We start from the raw sequence: 17,128 nt of genomic DNA, 5'->3' as shown, positions 1-17,128 counted from the left end.
CCGCGCTTCATTCATCATCTGGAACATGTAGGAGAGGCCGTGATGCGGCTTACCCACCAGGAAGCCCTGGCAACGCCCCTCCTCGCCAAAGGACAGGATGGTGCTGGTGGTGCCGCGATAGCCCATCTTGTGCAGCAGGCTGACCAGCCGCACATCATTATGGGCGCCCACGCTGCCATCCTCATTCACGCGATAGCGGGGCACGATGAACAGGCTGATGCCCTTCACGCCGGCCGGCGCGCCCTTGATCTTGGCAAGCACCATATGGACGATGTTTTCCGACAGCTCATGCTCACCGGCGCTGATCCATTGTTTGGTGCCGGTGATGCTGTAACTGCCATCGTCATTGGGTGTGGCCATGGTCCGGATGTCGGCCAGGGAGCTGCCGGCCTGGGGCTCCGACAGGGCCATGGTGCCGAAGAACCGGCCCGTCAGCATGGGGGCAAGGAATGTGGCCTGCTGCGCCTCGCTGCCGAAGCTGCGGATCAGGTTCCCGGCGCCAATGGTCAGGAAAGGGTAGGCCGCGGTGCCGATATTGGCGGTCTGGAAGAAGCTGAAGGCCGCCTGCACCACGCACCAGGGAAGCTGCAGGCCCCCGATCTCCTCGTCATGATGGGCGGCCATGAAGCCCGCTTCAGCTAAGGCATCCACGGCTTCCTTGACGGCCGGCAGCATGACCACCTTGCCGTCCACACGCTCGGGCTCATGCTTGTCGGCCTCATGGTAATGGGGGCCGAATTTTTCGTCGGCAAGACCCGCCGCCGTATCCAGGATCTGGGTCAGCGCATCGCGATCCAGATGGGCGAACCGGGGGCGGCTCAGAAGCCCGTCCAGATCCAGCAGCCCATCCAGAATGAAGTCGATCTCGCCACGGTCCATCCGGCTCATGCTCGTCCCCTCCCGCTATCCGTCCATGGCCGGGTCGTGCGCCAGCCTTCAAACAGATGTTTAAATCTTCGGGGGAGCGGTGTCGAGAGCGGGGTTCAGCGGCGCCAGAAGGAAGGGCTGAGCAGCACGAAGACCGTGAACAGTTCCAGCCGGCCCAGCAGCATGGCAAGCGACATGATCCAGGCCGCGAAATCATGCAGTGGTTCGTAATTGCCAACAGGCCCGATCATAGTGCTAAGGCCAGGGCCGACATTGCCCAGCGCCGTAGCGGCCGCCGAAATGGCCGTCACATAATCCAGCCCTGTAAGTCCCAGCAGGACCGCAAAAATCAGGATCAGCGCGATATAGAGAAAGGTGAAGCTCGTCACCGATACAATGACATCGGCGTCGACCAGCTTCCCGTTATAAGTCAGCGGCATGACCCGGTTCGGGCTGAACAGGCGGTTGATCTGCATGCGCAGGGCCAGCCATAGAATCTCGAAGCGAAACATCTTGATCCCGCCGGAGGTGGAACCGGTGCAGCCACCCACCAAGGTAAGGATGAAGAAAAGTGCCACCGGCCCTGGGCCCCAGGACAGATAGTCGGTTGATGAAAAACCAGTGGTGGTAATCAGTGAGACGCAGTTGAAGAGGGAATGTCGGATGGCGTCCATTGCCCCGAGATGGCCCATCGCCATGAGATAAACGGCCAGAAGCCCGGCGACGATGAGGGTGAAGGCGGTATAGTGACGAATCTGACTGTCATGCCAAAGGGCCTTCACATCCCCCTTCATCATGGAGATGAAGCGGACGAATGGCAGGCTTCCTAGGAACATGAAAAGGATGATGGTCCATTCCACGCCGGCATTCTGAAAATGGCCGATTGACGTGTCCTTTGTAGAGAAACCGCCTGTACCTAGGGCCGTCATCGAATGGTTGATGGCATCGAACATCGTCATGCCGGCCAAGCGCAGCATAATGATGCAGGCGATGGTCAGGGCCAGATAGACCCAGCCGAAACCCAGCGCCATGTCAGCGGCACGCGGCACAACCTTGTCCGACTTGTCAGAGGATTCGCTGCGGAAGAGTTGCATCCCACCGACCCGCAGGAAGGGCAGAATCACGATACCCATGCCGACAATGCCGATACCGCCCAACCAAACCAGCAGTGACCGCCAGAGCAGCAAGCCGGGAGGCAGGGTCTGCACCGTGGCATAGGCACTGGCCCCGGTGGTGGTCAGGCCGGACATGGCCTCGAAATAGGCGTTGGCATAGCTCAGGCGATTCTCAGCGAAGGTAAAGGGCAGGGCCGCGAAGGCGCCAACCACGATCCAGGCAAAGGTCGTCAGCACAAAAGTCTGGCGCAGGGACAGGGCAATCCGGTCCGAACGGTTGGTCAGGATCAACAGGACGCCGAAAAACAGAGTCAGCCCGGACGAGATGGCGAAGACGCGCCAGTCATCCTGTCCCGCCGCCAGATCGGCGATCATCGGCGCCACCATCGCAACCGCGATGACGGACAACAGGGCGCCGATTACATAGAAGATGGGACGGATGTCCAGGGAGAGCATGGCACTCCGGCGGCATGACAAGGGGCGCGTGTGCGGATGACGCGGCCCAGGTGGCGCGAAACGTGTCACACACCCTTGTTGAAGGCGGCGGCCCAGTCAAGGGCGCTCTGTTCCCCCTCAAACAGAACGGCCGGGGAAATCCCCGGCCGATCGTGAAGGAACTGTTGCCGGGATCACTCGATCCCCAGGGCAGCCTTGTACAGGTCGAGCAGCGCATCCATTTCCTGGCGATCCTCCTTCTCCATTTTCCGGATTCGGATGATCTGGCGCATCACCTTGGTATCAAAGCCGGTGCCCTTGGCCTCGGCATAGATGTCCTTAATGTCGTCCTGGATGCCCTTCTTCTCCTCCTCCAGGCGCTCGATGCGCTCGATGAAGGAACGCAGGCGGTCGGCCGCGATTCCGCCGACATCATTGGAGGTTGCGGCGTCAGACATGGTGTCTCTTACCTTGGCAAGTATGTTGGAAAGTGGCGGGACCTTATCCAGCCGGGCGCGCGGAAGCAAGCCGGTTGGTGGTCGGGGCTGCCGGTCATCAGGTGCGGCGCAGCACCAGGGCAACGCCGACCGCCGTCACCCCCATGCCGCCCAACGCCAGTGGCCCCAGCTTTTCCCCGAACAGGGCCCAGGCCATCAGGGCCGTCACGGGCGGGACCAGATAGAACAGGCTGGCCACTTTCGACGCCGCCCCCCCTCCGGATCAGCGCGAACAGCAGGAAGATGGCACCCACCGACAGGACCAGGCACAGCCAGACCAGGGCGAAGATGAATTCCACCGACCAGTCGACCCGCATGGTTTCCAGGAACGGAACCACCAGCGCCAGGACCGTGCCCGTGGCGGCATATTGGATGGTGGTGCCGGTGCGCAGGTCCATGTCGGCGCAATGGCGCTTCTGATAGAGCGTGCCGATGGAAATGCCCAGCAGGGCCGCCACGGACAGGCCGATGCCCAGCGGCCCGCCGATATTCAGGGACAGCTTCTCCCACACCACCGCCGTCACGCCGGCCAGACCCAGCGCAAAGCCCAGCCATTGGCGGCTCGTGATGCGCTCGCCCAGCAGGGGGCCGGCAACCAGCGCCGTCAGCAATGGCTGTAACCCGACGATCAGAGCCACGGTGCCGGCTGGCAGCCCCTGTTTCAGCGCGCCGAATACCCCGCCCAGATACACCCCATGCACCAGCAGGCCCGCCAGAGCGATATGCCCCGCGGTACGCCAGGAGGTGGGCCAGGGCGCCTTCTGCCAGACAGACAGGGCCAGCAGGGCAACCGCCACCAGCGCCATCCGCCAGAGCAGGAAGGTCAGCGGCTCCGCATGGGGCAGACCCAGCTTGCCGCCGATGAAGCCCGTGCTCCACAGCAGGACGAACAGGACGGGAGCGGCCTTGCCCCAGTTGGGCGTGGAGAGGCTGCTGGAAGGGGCGGGCGCATTCATCATGGTTCATCCGGAAACAGCAAACGGCCGCCCCCCGGTTGGGGGAGCGGCCGTCGACCTTACGCACTGAGCAGATAACGCGAGGTTACCTGGGATCAGCTATTCTTGCCCTGCTTGGCAACGATTTCGTCAGCGACGTTCCTCGGCACCGGGTCGTAGTGCGAGAATTCCATCGTGAACGAACCACGGCCAGAGGTCATGCCGCGAAGCTGACCGATGTAACCGAACATGTCGGACAGCGGCACATGGGCTTCAACGGCGATGTTGTTGCCACGCTCCAACTGACCCAGGATCGTGCCACGACGACGGTTCACGTCGCCGATCACGTCACCCAGGTAATCTTCCGGAACCACAACCTCGACCTTCATGATCGGTTCCAACAGGACCGGACCGGCCAGCTTCATGGCTTCACGGAAGCAGGCCTTGGCGGCGATTTCGAACGTCAGGGCGTTCGAGTCGACGTCGTGGTACTTACCGTCGATCAGCGTGGCCTTGAAGTCCACAGTCGGATAGCCGGCGATGACACCGTCTTCCTTCTGCATCTGCAGGCCCTTGTCGACCGACGGGATATATTCGCGCGGAACCGTACCGCCGACGACCTGGTCGACGAAGGCATAGCCCTGGCCACGATCCTGCGGCTCGAAAATGATCTTCACTTCGGCGAACTGGCCCGAACCGCCGGTCTGCTTCTTGTGGGTGTAGATATGGGTGACCGGACGGGTGATCGTCTCACGATAGGCCACCTGCGGACGGCCCATGACGCCTTCCACACCATATTCGGTGCGGACGCGGTCCAGGGTAACTTCCAGGTGCAGTTCGCCCATGCCGCGCAGCAGGGTCTGACCGGTCTCACGATCGGTTTCCAGACGCAGGCTGGGGTCGGCACGGACCATCTTGCCGATGGCGGCGCCGAACTTGTCCTGGTCAGCGCGGTTCTTCGGCTCGATCGAGACGGAGATCACGGGCTCGGGGAAGCGCATGCGCTCCAGCACCACCGGCTCGGTCGGATCGCACAGCGTGTCACCGGTATCGGTTTCAGCCAGCGACACGAAGGCGACGATGTCGCCGGCGCGGCATTCGTCCAGATCGTTGGTGTCCTTGGCGAACATTTCCACGATACGGCCGATGCGCTCACGCTTGCCACGGGTGGCGTTCAGCAGGGTCGTGCCCTTGGTGACGACGCCCGAATAGACGCGCACGAAGGTCAGCGAACCATACTTGTCGTTCAGCACCTTGAACGCCAGACCGGAGAACGGCTCGTCGTCGGAGCACAGACGCTCGCCATTCGGGTTACCATCGGGATCCACCGTCTTGATGGCTTCCACGTCGGTCGGCGCCGGCAGGTACCAGACAACGGCGTCGAGCAACTGCTGCACGCCCTTGTTCTTGTACGAGGAGCCGCACAGAACCGGCACGAAGGCGCCGTTCAGCGTGGCCTTGCGGATGCACTCGCGCAGCTTTTCGGCCGACGGCTCGTTGCCTTCCAGATAGGCTTCCATCAGCTCGTCGTCCTGTTCGACGGCGGCTTCGACCAGATCCTGGCGGTACTGCTTGTACTGCGACAGCAGGTCGCGATCATAGGCGTTGGTGATCTTCAGCTTGTCAGCCAGATCATCCGTGACGTCCCAGATTTCCCACTTGCTGTCCTTTTCCTCGGAGAACCAGACATAAGCCTTCATCTCGACGAGGTCGATCATGCCGTGGAAATCGTCTTCCGAGCCGATCGGCATCTGCAGGCAGACGGGGCGGGAGCCAAGACGGTCGACGACCATCTTCACGGTGCGGCGGAAATTCGCGCCCGAGCGGTCCATCTTGTTGATGTAGCACATGCGCGGAACCTTGTAGTTGTCCGCGAGGCGCCAGTTCGTCTCGGTCTGCGGCTCCACACCGGCCACACCGTCGAACACCACGACAGCGCCGTCGAGCACGCGGAGCGAGCGGTTCACCTCGATGGTGAAGTCCACGTGGCCCGGGGTGTCGATGACGTTGATCTTCTTGCCCTTCCAGAAGCAGGACACGGCGGCCGACTGGATCGTGATGCCGCGCTTCTGTTCCTGCTCCATGTAGTCGGTCGTCGTCGACGTCTTCAGATCCTTGGTATCATGAACGTCGATGATCGTGTGCTTGCGACCCGTGTAATACAGGATGCGCTCGGTCGTGGTCGTCTTGCCGGCATCGACGTGGGCGATGATGCCGATATTCCGGATATCAGAAAGCGGGGTAGTGCGGGGCATAAGAAGGGCTCCGTCGTCCAGCGTCGTGTCAAAACAGATCAACCGACCCGGCGTGGTGAGGTCGAGTGCGTGGATGAGGCGGGAGGAACCACGATACCGCAGCACCCATCCCGCACGAAAAAAACCGGGGTGCCGTCGGCGCCAAACGCCTCGGTTCCCCGGTGGCGGCCTATTTAGCGCGGATGCGCCCGGATGCCAAGGGGGGATATGGCATGACCGCTAAGCGCGGAGGGATGGGGAACGCAAAGCTTTCACCGGGCGGCCAGACAATGGGGAACTTGGGCAGACCGTGCGTCCCGTCACGGAATTGGTCATCCGCGGAATTCCCGAATCCAATGGGCTATGCGCTCCTCGTCGGCCAGCAGGTCATCGTTGGTTTCGCTGATCAGTCTGCCCTGGCCGTGGGCATGCGACGTCTCCCGCAACTCGCTGGGGGTCATCTTGAACTCGGCGCGAAAGCTGCTGGTGAAATGACTGGCGCTGGTGAAACCGTAATCCATGGCGACATCGAAGATGCCGCGCGCATGGTTGGCGGGCGCGCTCAAGGCCTTGAAGGCGGCCATCAGGCGGCGGCGCTGGATATAATCCCGAACCCCGCCCTTATCAGCGAACAGACGGTAAAGCGTGGCGCGCGACATGCGGAAATGCGCACAGAGGCTACCGACCCCCAGCGTGGAATCGCCGAGGTGACTGTCGATATAGCGTTGCAGGGACTGGAACACGCCCTGCCGACTGTCCTGTGACGCCGGGTCGGCATTGGCCAGCAAGGCGTTGACCAGGCCGAACAGCGCGTTCATCACCAAGGGTCCGTCGGTCGGGCGGGCCGTGGGCAGGCTATCGACCAGGGAGACCATGAAATCGCCGAACAGGCGTGATGCCATGCTGCCAGGGCTGAACACCTCCCCGTCATTGGCCTGCAACAGGGGCATGTGTTCCCTGACCAGTTGGCGGGGCAATATCAAACTCAGCACACGGCAATCCGACGCCAAGGCGTCGATCTCATGCTGCATATTCAGCAGATAAGTGCCGCCGTACCTGGCCGCGTATTGGTTGCTGCCGTTCTCGACCTGATTGGTCCCACTCACATAGTAATTGAGCAGGATGTGCTCCACATCGTCATTGCGACGGTTCCACTTCACATCGCGGATGAACTTCTGCCGCGCGAACTTTGTGTCGAAGAAAAGGAAATCGTTGAGGTTATAGAGGCGAACCTCCGGCGGGCATGACGGATCGCGGGGATTGGACAGGGGCACGGAGTCGAAATAGGGCTGGACACTCTGCCGCCAGGCCCAGAAGAGATCCTCGCTGGAATGCGTGCCAGGGAGGATGGAGAGAACCGGTATGCCGGGATCAGTCATTCTCACCCCCTTCCAATCCGTTCATCACACCGCCCGCATCCGGCGGCAATCACAGCAACCCCAGCGTCTGTTGTTATACTGTGAGATGCTGAAGACAGTCATGTGAGACGTATGCGATATCTGCCTGTTCAGCAACATACTACAATTGACGCATGGAAACGATTGGATAAGGAAACATCCTGTTGGGTGGACGTCCCCCTGTACCCACGGCCGCCATTTCGGTCTCCAGTACGGCAGCGGAAGCGGAACCTGCCTTTAGGGTCGAGCTGATCATTGCCGCCCTGTGTGACAGTCAGGAATACGGTCCGCCTGCGGCCGATGGCGTAAATATGGGCGCTGTCGAGACGGCGAAGGACAGCCAACCGGACAATTTGGCCAGCCCATCGCAGCGTGTCCTCCTTCGCCTTTTGTGACCGGGTCCGTTAGAGCCGGTCAAGCTAAAGCCGGGCTTGCTGTCATCATGTCGGCAGAGGCCAGAGTGGCGGGGTTTCATCCTCAACCCATCACGCACAGAAATCAGGCGGCGATCCTCCAATGGTCGGAAACAACCATCGCACCGTTGCCCTGAGCCTTGGTGGTCCCGTCACGGACAACATCCGGCGCGATGCCGCAGATGACGCATATCGAAGCGGTTCGGCTTGCCGTCATCTGGCCCTCAACACGCCGTGAGACGCCCGCAACAGGGTTGCGAGACAATGATGATAGCGCATCGCTTTCTATCGCCGGTAAATTCCAGCAGAGAAACGGGTCGTGGTAAACTCACGGCCATCGGCGAACGCAACCACCATGTCCAGCCGCCCCACCGGAAGTGAAATGGAAGAACGCCATGGTCGGTCACCTCTGCCCCAGGCCACCGGTCCTGGCCCTCATGGCGTTGGCAAAGCCGCGGCGGCGGTGAAAGAAGTGACTTCAGCCGGGGAGCCTGCTTTTTCTGACAGCTCCCATCCCGCTGGGCCGGATGGCGCCGTTGCCAATTTGGCAAAGGCACAACAGGGCCGGGTGATACGCGTCCTGAAAGCGGCGCTGCTGGGGGCGATCCAGATCCGGGCAGTGGTGGAACAGGCCCGTGATCTGGCACGCAGGGCTCAGGCCCTGTCGGCCGATGCCTTTGCGGAACGCGCCGCCCTGGCGGCGGAGTTCGACATATTGCTGAGCCAGATTGACCAGATCGTCGAAGATGCCAGCTTTGCGGGCAGCAATTTGCTGTCCGGACAGCCGCTGATGTCGGAGGACGACCGGCGCATCACCCATGCCTTGCTGGTGGTGCTGGACGGGCAGGTCGAGAAAGGCCCCTTGATCCGTTACCATGATCTGCGCGCCAGCCCGGAAGGCTTGGGATTGGAACCCGCGCGCAACGGCTGGGCCGCATCGGAGGATATAGAGCGGGCCGTGAACCGGCTTGACCTCGCTCACTGGCATGCGCAGCAGTCGGGATCGGAGCTCGCTGTCAATTTGCGCATCCTGGAATCCCCCGCGCGTCCCCCCGGCGGGGAGACAGAGAATGTCGATGGCGATGGGGCCGGCTTGATCGTTCAGGTGCGCAACCAGTTGGCGGGCACGGAACATGGCCTGGCCACCCCTACGCAGAAGAATATCCTGCGCCTGTTCTGATGCGGATCGCCAAAGGGCCAGCCAAAAGAAAACCCCGCCAGGATTGCTCCCGGCGGGGTCTTCAAACTCGAACCGTCTTACCTGAAAATCAGGCGGCGGCTTCTTCGCTCTCGTCGGCAACGACCACCGGGCCGCTGTCCTGGCCCTTGGCGGCCACGTCGCGGTCAACGAACTCGATGATGGCCATCGGGGCGTTGTCGCCATAGCGGAAGCCGGCCTTCAGGACGCGGGTGTAGCCACCCTGACGGTCCTTGTAGCGCTCGGCGATGACGGTGAACAGCTTGTCCACAACGGCATTGTCGCGCAGCTCGGCATAGGCCAGACGCTTGTTGGCGAGGCCGCCCTTCTTGCCCAGGGTGATCAGCTTCTCGACGATCGGACGCAGGTCCTTGGCCTTCGGCAGGGTCGTCTTGATCTGCTCGTGCTTGATCAGGGCGTTCGCCATGTTGGAGAACATGGCCAGACGGTGGGAGGTGGTACGGCTGAACTTACGCCCGGACATTCCGTGACGCATGGTTGCTCTCCTTCATGATCTTGGCACCGCAGGGCGGGGCCGATGGCGATCCTTGCAAGCGCCGGTACCCTTTCGGGCCAGTACGGCAAGGTTTGGGCGGAATGCCCAGGGTAGGAATAAGGCGGCGGACCATAGGGACCGCCGCCCCAAACGTCAAGCTCAGTACGGCTCTTCCAGACGCTTGGCCAGGTCCTCGATATTCTCGGGCGGCCAGTTCGGGATTTCCATGCCGAGATGCAGACCCATCTGGGCCAGCACTTCCTTGATCTCGTTCAGCGACTTGCGGCCGAAGTTCGGGGTACGGAGCATCTCCGCCTCGGTCTTCTGCACCAGATCGCCGATATAGACGATGTTGTCGTTCTTGAGGCAGTTGGCCGAACGGACCGACAGTTCCAGCTCGTCCACCTTGCGCAGCAGGTTCTTGTTGAAGGGGATCTCGTCTGCCTTCGACTCGGCAACGGCTGCCTGCGGCTCCTCGAAATTGATGAACATCTGCAGCTGGTCCTGCAGGATGCGGGCGGCGATGGCCACCGCGTCTTCCGGCGTGACGGCGCCGTTGGTTTCAACGGTCAGCAGCAGCTTGTCATAGTCCGTGGTCTGGCCGACGCGGGTGTTTTCCACCTTGTAGGCGACCTTGCGGACGGGCGAGAAAATGCTGTCGATCGGGATCAGGCCGATCGGGGCATCTTCCGGACGGTTCAGGGAGGCGGGGATGTAACCCTTGCCCGAATGAACGGTCAGTTCCATGTTCAGCCGCGCGCCGGCATCCAGCGTGCAGATGACATGATCGGGGTCCAGCACCTCGATATCGGCGCCGGTGTCGATCATGCCGGCAACAACGTTGCACGGGCCTTCGGCGCGCAGACGCATGCGGCGGGGGCCTTCGGCACCCATCTTCAGCGCCATGGCCTTGATGTTCAGGACGATGTCCGTCACATCCTCGCGCACGCCGGGGATCGACGAGAATTCATGCAGCACACCGTCGATATGGATCGACGTGACAGCGGCACCCTGCAGGGACGACAGCAGGACGCGACGCAGCGAATTGCCCAGCGTCAGACCAAAGCCACGCTCCAGCGGGCCGGCGACGATGACGGCTTCACGCTTCGGGTCGTTGCCCGGCGTGATTTCCAACTTGTTCGGCTTTTCGAGAGTCTGCCAGTTCTTCTGGATCACGGCTGTGCCTCATGCCATCGGGGGAAAACAACGTCCCGGAGCAGGGGTATCCGTTCCATTCTGGGCCGCCACGATGGCGTGTGGCGGCCTTTCCCGAACGGATTCTGCTCCGGGACGCGGGTAATGAAATATCAGACGCGGCGCTTCTTCGGCGGGCGAACGCCGTTATGCGGGATCGGCGTCACGTCGCGGATGGACGTGATCTGGAAGCCGATCGACTGCAGGGCGCGCAGAGCCGATTCACGGCCCGAACCAGGACCCTTCACTTCGACTTCCAGCGTCTTCATGCCGTGCTCCTGGGCCTTGCGGCCCGCGTCCTCGGCAGCCATCTGGGCGGCGTAGGGCGTGGACTTGCGCGAACCCTTGAAGCCCATCGTGCCCGACGAGGACCAGGCAATGGTGTTGCCCTGCGCGTCGGTGATGGTGATCATGGTGTTGTTGAAGCTGGCGTTCACATGGGCGACGCCAGAGGTGATGTTCTTGCGCTCGCGACGGCGAAGACGTGCGGCGTTGGCATTGGGCTTGGCCATTTGGTCTTACTCCGTCTCTTACTTCTTCTTGCCGGCGATCGGCTTGGCCGGGCCCTTGCGGGTGCGCGCATTGGTATGCGTGCGCTGGCCACGGACCGGCAGGCCCTTGCGATGACGCAGACCACGATAGGCCACCATGTCCATCAGACGCTTGATGTTCATGGCGGTTTCACGACGCAGGTCACCTTCGACCTTGTAGTCGCTGTCGATGGTCTCGCGGATGCGCAGGACTTCGTCGTCGGTCAACTGATTGACGCGACGCTCGGCCGGAATGCCAACCTTGGAGCAGATGTCGGAAGCGAACTTCGGACCAATGCCATGGATGTACTGAAGGGCGATCACCACACGCTTTGCCGTGGGGATATTGACGCCAGCGATACGCGCCACGTGTCTTCTCCTCGTTATGTCCGGCCACGATGACCGGACGATCTTCGTCCACATCCCGCCTGCCGGCTCCGGTGCCCGTGGCGGGGCGTCCGGTCGGCTTCGGGACATCTCATCCGAAGAAACCCGGCGGATGCCAGGGCCTCCAAATGCATACGCACGACATGATCCACCCCCAGCCTTTCCAGACTGACGGGCGGGCATGATCGCACGCGTCCAATCCCTTTGGGTCAGGATCAGAGGCGGGGAGTATAGGCGGGGGCAAATAGCTGTCAAGCTGCAACAATGCGCCGCCGGCAAGGGTGGCCAGGGGGTGGGCGCATGGCTGGGTCCGCCCTGGTGCGGGCTTTTACATGCCCGCGCACCAGGGCTCGCGCTTGCCGCCATTATAGGGGCGGGCATGGCCGGTATGGATCATCGCCTGTGCCAGGTCGGTGCCATCCGCCAGGGTGACGCGGGCGCGGACACGGCCGCCATACTTGTCATATTCGACATCGTGCAGCCGGATGGTGCCGTCGCCCTTTCCCTCCGTCGCGGACGCGACCAGGGTCGCCAGCTTCTGCCGCGCCTCCTGCGCCATGCGTTTTTCATCGGCGCAGGCAGAGCGACTTTCCGGCGTGTCGATCCCGTCCAGCCGCACGCGGGTCACCACTTCCTGGTCCAGCCAGATGGTGACCCGAACGGCCAGCGTGTCGCCATCCACCACCTCCGTCACCCGTGCCGGCAGCGGGCCGGACACCCGGCTGACCGCCAGCGACGGTGCCGCACCCAGCATCAGCAGGGCGGCAAGGGCCGGCATCAGAAGGCGGGAATGGCAGGGCATAGTGATGACAAGTTCCGGTCGGGGTTTGCACGCTATTCTATGCGCATCCGGGCTGGAACGGAACAGGAAACTATGACCATCTTCCTAAGTTGAATATACTTAGGATCATTAGCGCACAATAAACCTACAAGTAGGTTCTTCTGCAACCAGGGGGATCAGAAATCGCTGCAGCGACCCTTGAATTCCCAATCGCCGAAGCGGGTCGGCTCGGGCCCCGCCGGTCCGCCGATCTCTCCCGGCGGCTGGGCAACCGGCGGTTTGCGGGCGGGATTGGGTTCGGCGGTTGCATGCCCGGACGCGGGGTTCTTCTCTTCGGTCATGTTTTTCTCCATACATGCATCTGGTGCAGATATGGCGCGGGCGGGCGCGGCTGCCAAGTCTTGATGCGGCGGCGGCCGGGGCCATATGTGCAGGAGCGGCCGATCCGGGCCGCGCGACGGTTCAGGCACGAAGGAGCCTAGAGGTAGGAAGATGAACGGCTATTTCCGTACCGCCATGCTGTTGGCAGGGTTGACCAGCCTGTTTCTGGCTGTCGGCTATATGCTGGGCGGGCAGTCGGGCATGGTCATCGCGCTGGGTGTCGCGGTGGCGACCAACCTGTTCGCCTACTGGAATTCCGACAAGATGGTGCTGCGCATGTATGGCGCGCGCCAGGTCGATGCGGCCACGGCGCCGCAATTCTACACCATGGTGCAGCGCCTGGCCCAGCGGGCGCAGTTGCCCATGCCCAAGGTCTTCATCATCGACAATGACCAGCCCAACGCCTTTGCCACGGGCCGCAACCCGGAGAATGCGGCGGTGGCGGCCACGACCGGCCTGCTGAACCGTCTGTCGACGGAGGAGGTGGCGGGCGTGATGGCGCATGAACTGGCCCATATCAAGAATCGTGACACGCTGATCATGACGGTCACGGCAACCCTGGCCGGCGCGCTGTCCATGCTGGCCAACTTTGCCATGTTCTTGGGCGCCTCCCACGCCAACAACAGCGAGGAGAACAAGGGCAACCCGCTGGGCTTTGTGGGCGTGCTGCTGGTCTCCATCCTGGCGCCGCTGGCGGCCATGCTGGTGCAGATGGCGATCAGCCGCAGCCGCGAATATGAGGCCGACCGTATCGGTGCGGAGATCAGCGGCCGTCCCGACTGGCTGGCCGACGCGCTGGAGGGCATTCAGAACGGTGCCGCCCGCGTGCCGAATTATCAGGCGGAGAACAATCCCGCCACGGCCCATATGTTCATCATCAACCCGCTGCATGGCCGGGGCATGGACAGCCTGTTTTCCACCCATCCCAGCACGCAGGAACGGGTGCGCCGTCTGCGCGCCATGCTGGGCGGCGGCAGTGCCCGGCCGGCGGCGCGCCCGCCCAAGGCCCCGTCCCGCCGTGGCGGCAGCGTGCCGGACGCCGGCGGCAGTCGCCCGAAAAGTGGCCTGCCCTGGGGCTGATCAGCGGCTGGGGGCGGTTGACGGTTCGGTGCCCAGCACCGATCCCACCGCCTCCATGAATTTGGCGGCCACGTCGAAACTGTCGGGATTGGCCGTGTTGGCGTTGAAGCCGATGGTCAGGTCGATGGCGGGGCAATGCACCACCAGCGTGCCGTAATAGCCGCCAAGCCCCAGACAGGCATGCGGCCCCACCTTCTCCGGCGCGAACAGGGCCGGGCGGGCCATCAGCATGTAACCCTCGCCTGCCTCTGCCGTCGCCAGGGTCAGGCCGGCCGCCAGCGTGGCGGGGTCCCGGAAGACATGTCCGCGGAAAATCCCCCGGAAAAACCGCACCAGATCACCCAGGGTGGAGACCAGCCCACCGCCGCCATAAAGATCATAGGATGGATCGGCCCCCGTCATGTCGATGCCCGATGCATATTGATGGGCGCGCGGCTTCACCCCGGTCGGGGCCGGTTCCAGGCTTTCCAGCCAGGTATTGTACAGGCCCAGCCCGTCATAGGGTAACAGGCTGCGCAGGGCCGGCCCCATAGCCAGACCTGTCGCCCGCTCCAGGACTTCGCCCAGGAGGGAATAGCCGGTATCGGCATAATGGAAGCGCTCACCCGGTGCGCCATAGGCCGGGCCGACCTTCATGGCGATGGCGATCTGTTCCAGCCTTGCCCAACGGCGCTTGGGCTGGGCCAGCATGGTCTTTTCATAGGCCGGATCGTCGAAGAAATCGCGCAGCCCGCTGGTGTGATCCATCAGGTGCCGGACCGTGATCCGGTCCGGGTCATAGCCGCCGCTGCGAAGCAGTACCGCCGTTTCCGGCGCGATCAGGGCCTTGATCGGCTGGGACAGTGACAGTTTGCCTTCTTCCTCCAGCCGCAGGATGGCGGCCGCCACGAAGGCCTTGGTCACGCTGGCCACGCGGAACGGGTGATCAGGGGTCAGCGGCGTGCCGCCGGGATCGGCCTTGCCCGTGGACGCCTGCCAGTCGATGCCCCGTCGCGGCGCCTGGACGCTGACCACGATGCCGGGACTGTCGGGCAGCGTGGCCGCCGCCTGTTCCAGCGCGGTCCGGAAAATCTCCACCGGCGCCGGCCCCGCCATGGCCGGCACGACCGTGCCGGCCAATCCTAATGAGATGGCCGCCGCCATCCAGTTCCGACGCCCCATGCCATCCCCCGGTTCGGTTTTCCCGGGAGATAGTTAAAGCTGTTACAGCACCGACAGGCAATCGGCGATCAGGTCCGACAGGCCGATGGCGTTGGTGGGGTGGGGAATGCCATCGGCCGACACGACCGTATCGATCCCGGCCGCCGTGAAGGCCGCCATCCTTTCCAGGGGGAAGACGGCATGGACCGTGGCGGCCAGGACGCGGCTGGCGCCGTGCGCATAGGCGACCTTGGCGGCATCGATGAGGGTGCCGCCCGAACTGACGATATCATCAACGAACAGGACGGTGCGGCCTGACAGGTCGGTCCCCTGGGGCAGGCCGACGGACACGTCATGGTCCCCGCGCCGGACCTTCAGCCCCACGATGCCCCGGACCCCGGCGGCTTCCGCCGCGCCGTTGACCAGATGGTCCGACTCCTCATCCGGGCCCAGCACGACCCAGCCCTGTTCGGCCGATCCCTGCGCCCGCGCCCAGGCGCCCAACAGCGGCCCGGCCGTCAGCGCGGCCGACCGCCCGCCGGGGAACACCTCCCCCAGGTCGTGGGTGCGGTGCAGATGCGGATCAACGGTGATGATCCGGTCGAAAAGGCCGCCCAGCCAGCGGCCCATGATGCGCTGGCTCACCACCTCGCCGGGCCGGAACTCCATATCCTGGCGCATATAGGCCAGATAGGGCGCGACTAGGGTCAGTTCCCGACATCCCCGCTCCCGCAGGGCGCCGGCCAGGAACTGCAATTCCACCAGCTTGTCGTTGGGCTGGTCCAGCGAGCGGACGATGACGGCGCGTTCCGGGGCCGCCTCCAGCCTCACCAGGCTTTCGCCATCGGGGAATCGGTGCAGTGCCACCTGGTGCAGTGCCAAGCCCGTGCGCGCCGCAAGGTTGCCGGCCAGCGCCTGTCCTTCGGGAAAGCCGATCAGAATATCCATGCCTTTTCCATCCCCGCCGGGCCGCTTTCCGGGCCCCTTCCGTGACATCGTCCGATCAAAATACACCCACAGACGGGCCGGACGCACGCGTGAAGCGCGGCGTGCCAAATGACTATGGCGGAATTTGGCGTTTTTAGTTATCGGCTGTAATATCCGATGGACTGGGCCATTCTCCGGCAATTGTTTCAAGTTCCACTGACGCACCGCTTGCTTCGATCGTTGCGTTGGCGGCATCTTTGCTCTGGTATCGTTTGAAAGGGGTGGCCCGATGTGGGGGCTTGGCGGTAGCGGCGGCATGGACCCGTTGGAACTTTCCGACAAGGAGTATGCTGCCCTGGAAGAGGCGCTGATGGCGTCCGCCCGGGGGCGCGCGTTCCTGCGCCAGCGCGACCGGCAGACGCGCATAGTGGCCCAGGATGACTGGCGCGCCCTTCTCTCCGGCATGACCGAGCAGGTCGCCCGGTTGCAGGGGATCGGCGGTGGGGCGGCCGGCGTTGCCGTCGTGGCCGATCAAAGCCCGCATATCCACATCATGCGGGAAGAGCTGAAACAGCTTTCCAACTATATCGAACAGACGCGGCAGGAGATTGCCCAGCTTCGTCCCATGGATGCCGGTGCCAACCGCATCATGGCCGCCACCAACGAACTGGATGCCATTGTCACGGCGACGGAACGCGCCACGTCCGACATCCTGAACGCGACGGAGCGGATTCAGGCGCTGGTTTCGCGTCTGCCGTCCAGCGACATCACCAACGATATCGATGCCCAGACCATCGAGATCATGACCGCCTGTTCCTTCCAGGACATCACCGGTCAGCGCACCACCAAGGTCGTCAATACGCTGCGCTATATCGAGCAGCGTGTGAACACGATGATCGAGATCTGGGGCGTGGAGGATACGGAGGTCGGCACCAAGAAGCTGGGCTCCGACGGGTTGATCGCGCTGCGTCCCGACGATGACCGGCCAGACAAGCATCTTCTGCACGGGCCCGCGCTGGAAGCGGTCAGTCAGGCCAATATCGATGCGCTGTTCGACAGCCTGGATGGCCCGGCCACACAGGTAAAGGCCGATGCCAATGACGATCTGACCAACATGGATG

The 17,128-nt window shown here is 63.1% G+C and carries 17 protein-coding genes and 1 pseudogene; 3 read left to right on the top strand and 15 right to left on the bottom strand.

Features of this window, described 5'->3' with window-relative positions; genetic code table 11:
* From KBA48_RS27120 to KBA48_RS27095, 7 genes and pseudogenes are all read right to left on the bottom strand, one after another.
* A partial coding sequence (locus KBA48_RS27120; protein ID WP_292911818.1) for an acyl-CoA dehydrogenase family protein occupies positions 1-888 on the bottom strand: 888 nt, incomplete at its 3' end.
* Between the two features lie 95 nt (positions 889-983).
* Positions 984-2,438, bottom strand: coding sequence for a TrkH family potassium uptake protein (locus KBA48_RS27115; RefSeq protein WP_292911817.1), 1,455 nt, complete (start codon positions 2,436-2,438; stop codon positions 984-986).
* 173 nt (positions 2,439-2,611) lie between these two features.
* A complete protein-coding gene (locus tag KBA48_RS27110; protein WP_292911816.1) occupies positions 2,612-2,875 on the bottom strand; it encodes a DUF2312 domain-containing protein in 264 nt (87 codons plus the stop codon).
* 97 nt (positions 2,876-2,972) lie between these two features.
* On the bottom strand, positions 2,973-3,071 hold the full coding sequence (locus tag KBA48_RS33110) for a hypothetical protein (protein WP_367273884.1): 99 nt from the start codon (positions 3,069-3,071) through the stop codon (positions 2,973-2,975).
* 412 nt (positions 3,072-3,483) lie between these two features.
* Positions 3,484-3,870 (bottom strand): annotated as a pseudogene (locus KBA48_RS33105) (EamA family transporter); the annotation flags it as partial.
* Between the two features lie 95 nt (positions 3,871-3,965).
* Complete coding sequence (gene fusA / locus KBA48_RS27100; protein WP_292911815.1) at positions 3,966-6,104, bottom strand: elongation factor G; 2,139 nt, start codon at positions 6,102-6,104, stop codon at positions 3,966-3,968.
* A 311-nt stretch (positions 6,105-6,415) separates the two neighbouring features.
* Positions 6,416-7,462, bottom strand: coding sequence for a helix-turn-helix domain-containing protein (locus KBA48_RS27095; RefSeq protein WP_292911814.1), 1,047 nt, complete (start codon positions 7,460-7,462; stop codon positions 6,416-6,418).
* A 999-nt stretch (positions 7,463-8,461) separates the two neighbouring features.
* Here KBA48_RS27095 and KBA48_RS27090 point away from each other — a divergent pair.
* Entirely contained in the window at positions 8,462-9,073 is a 612-nt protein-coding gene (locus tag KBA48_RS27090) for a hypothetical protein (protein ID WP_292911813.1), read from the top strand.
* A gap of 88 nt (positions 9,074-9,161) precedes the next feature.
* Here KBA48_RS27090 and rplQ read toward each other — a convergent pair whose 3' ends face one another.
* The 6 genes from rplQ to KBA48_RS27060 form a co-directional block, all read right to left on the bottom strand.
* Positions 9,162-9,587 (bottom strand): 50S ribosomal protein L17, encoded by a 426-nt coding sequence (gene rplQ / locus KBA48_RS27085; protein WP_292911812.1) that lies wholly within the window; start codon positions 9,585-9,587, stop codon positions 9,162-9,164.
* Between the two features lie 159 nt (positions 9,588-9,746).
* The gene (locus KBA48_RS27080) at positions 9,747-10,763 is read right to left on the bottom strand and encodes a DNA-directed RNA polymerase subunit alpha (RefSeq protein ID WP_292911811.1); all 1,017 of its coding nucleotides are present in this window, start codon (positions 10,761-10,763) and stop codon (positions 9,747-9,749) included.
* 131 nt (positions 10,764-10,894) lie between these two features.
* Positions 10,895-11,293 carry a 30S ribosomal protein S11 gene (gene rpsK / locus KBA48_RS27075; protein ID WP_054168333.1) on the bottom strand — a complete coding sequence of 133 codons (399 nt, stop codon included), beginning with the start codon at positions 11,291-11,293 and terminating at the stop codon, positions 10,895-10,897.
* 18 nt (positions 11,294-11,311) lie between these two features.
* Complete coding sequence (rpsM, locus tag KBA48_RS27070; protein WP_292911810.1) at positions 11,312-11,680, bottom strand: 30S ribosomal protein S13; 369 nt, start codon at positions 11,678-11,680, stop codon at positions 11,312-11,314.
* 346 nt (positions 11,681-12,026) lie between these two features.
* A complete protein-coding gene (locus KBA48_RS27065) occupies positions 12,027-12,500 on the bottom strand; it encodes a thermonuclease family protein (RefSeq protein ID WP_292911809.1) in 474 nt (157 codons plus the stop codon).
* Between the two features lie 155 nt (positions 12,501-12,655).
* Positions 12,656-12,820: a succinate dehydrogenase assembly factor 4 gene (locus KBA48_RS27060; protein WP_292911808.1), complete on the bottom strand. Its 165-nt coding sequence runs from the start codon at positions 12,818-12,820 to the stop codon at positions 12,656-12,658.
* Between the two features lie 151 nt (positions 12,821-12,971).
* Here KBA48_RS27060 and htpX point away from each other — a divergent pair, with 151 nt between their 5' ends.
* Entirely contained in the window at positions 12,972-13,940 is a 969-nt protein-coding gene (gene htpX, locus KBA48_RS27055; protein WP_292911807.1) for a zinc metalloprotease HtpX, read from the top strand.
* Here htpX and KBA48_RS27050 read toward each other — a convergent pair whose 3' ends face one another.
* Together KBA48_RS27050 and KBA48_RS27045 are read right to left on the bottom strand one after the other, a co-directional pair.
* Positions 13,941-15,101 carry a serine hydrolase gene (locus KBA48_RS27050; protein WP_292911806.1) on the bottom strand — a complete coding sequence of 387 codons (1,161 nt, stop codon included), beginning with the start codon at positions 15,099-15,101 and terminating at the stop codon, positions 13,941-13,943.
* A gap of 42 nt (positions 15,102-15,143) precedes the next feature.
* Complete coding sequence (locus tag KBA48_RS27045; RefSeq protein ID WP_292911805.1) at positions 15,144-16,028, bottom strand: ribose-phosphate diphosphokinase; 885 nt, start codon at positions 16,026-16,028, stop codon at positions 15,144-15,146.
* 268 nt (positions 16,029-16,296) lie between these two features.
* On the opposite strand from KBA48_RS27045, the gene KBA48_RS27040 reads away from it, so the two are divergent.
* On the top strand, positions 16,297-17,128 hold an 832-nt coding region (locus tag KBA48_RS27040; RefSeq protein ID WP_292911804.1), incomplete at its 3' end, for a protein phosphatase CheZ.

The organism is Niveispirillum sp. (assembly GCF_017996735.1).
GTDB lineage: Bacteria > Pseudomonadota > Alphaproteobacteria > Azospirillales > Azospirillaceae > Niveispirillum.
The sequence above is the reverse complement of the archived record's forward strand: the minus strand, read 5'-3'. Positions and strand labels throughout refer to the sequence as shown.

What these genes read in the sequence shown, in the direction of transcription:
- KBA48_RS27115 (WP_292911817.1), bottom strand. Translation starts at nt 2,438, where the DNA reads ATGCTCTCCCTGGACATCCGTCCCATCTTCTATGTAATCGGCGCCCTG.
- rplQ (WP_292911812.1), bottom strand. Translation starts at nt 9,587, where the DNA reads ATGCGTCACGGAATGTCCGGGCGTAAGTTCAGCCGTACCACCTCCCAC.
- htpX (WP_292911807.1), top strand. Translation starts at nt 12,972, where the DNA reads ATGAACGGCTATTTCCGTACCGCCATGCTGTTGGCAGGGTTGACCAGC.
- KBA48_RS27065 (WP_292911809.1), bottom strand. Translation starts at nt 12,500, where the DNA reads ATGCCCTGCCATTCCCGCCTTCTGATGCCGGCCCTTGCCGCCCTGCTG.
- rpsK (WP_054168333.1), bottom strand. Translation starts at nt 11,293, where the DNA reads ATGGCCAAGCCCAATGCCAACGCCGCACGTCTTCGCCGTCGCGAGCGC.
- KBA48_RS27060 (WP_292911808.1), bottom strand. Translation starts at nt 12,820, where the DNA reads ATGACCGAAGAGAAGAACCCCGCGTCCGGGCATGCAACCGCCGAACCC.
- KBA48_RS27095 (WP_292911814.1), bottom strand. Translation starts at nt 7,462, where the DNA reads ATGACTGATCCCGGCATACCGGTTCTCTCCATCCTCCCTGGCACGCAT.
- KBA48_RS27050 (WP_292911806.1), bottom strand. Translation starts at nt 15,101, where the DNA reads ATGGGGCGTCGGAACTGGATGGCGGCGGCCATCTCATTAGGATTGGCC.
- KBA48_RS33110 (WP_367273884.1), bottom strand. Translation starts at nt 3,071, where the DNA reads ATGGCCTGGGCCCTGTTCGGGGAAAAGCTGGGGCCACTGGCGTTGGGC.
- KBA48_RS27045 (WP_292911805.1), bottom strand. Translation starts at nt 16,028, where the DNA reads ATGGATATTCTGATCGGCTTTCCCGAAGGACAGGCGCTGGCCGGCAAC.
- KBA48_RS27110 (WP_292911816.1), bottom strand. Translation starts at nt 2,875, where the DNA reads ATGTCTGACGCCGCAACCTCCAATGATGTCGGCGGAATCGCGGCCGAC.
- fusA (WP_292911815.1), bottom strand. Translation starts at nt 6,104, where the DNA reads ATGCCCCGCACTACCCCGCTTTCTGATATCCGGAATATCGGCATCATC.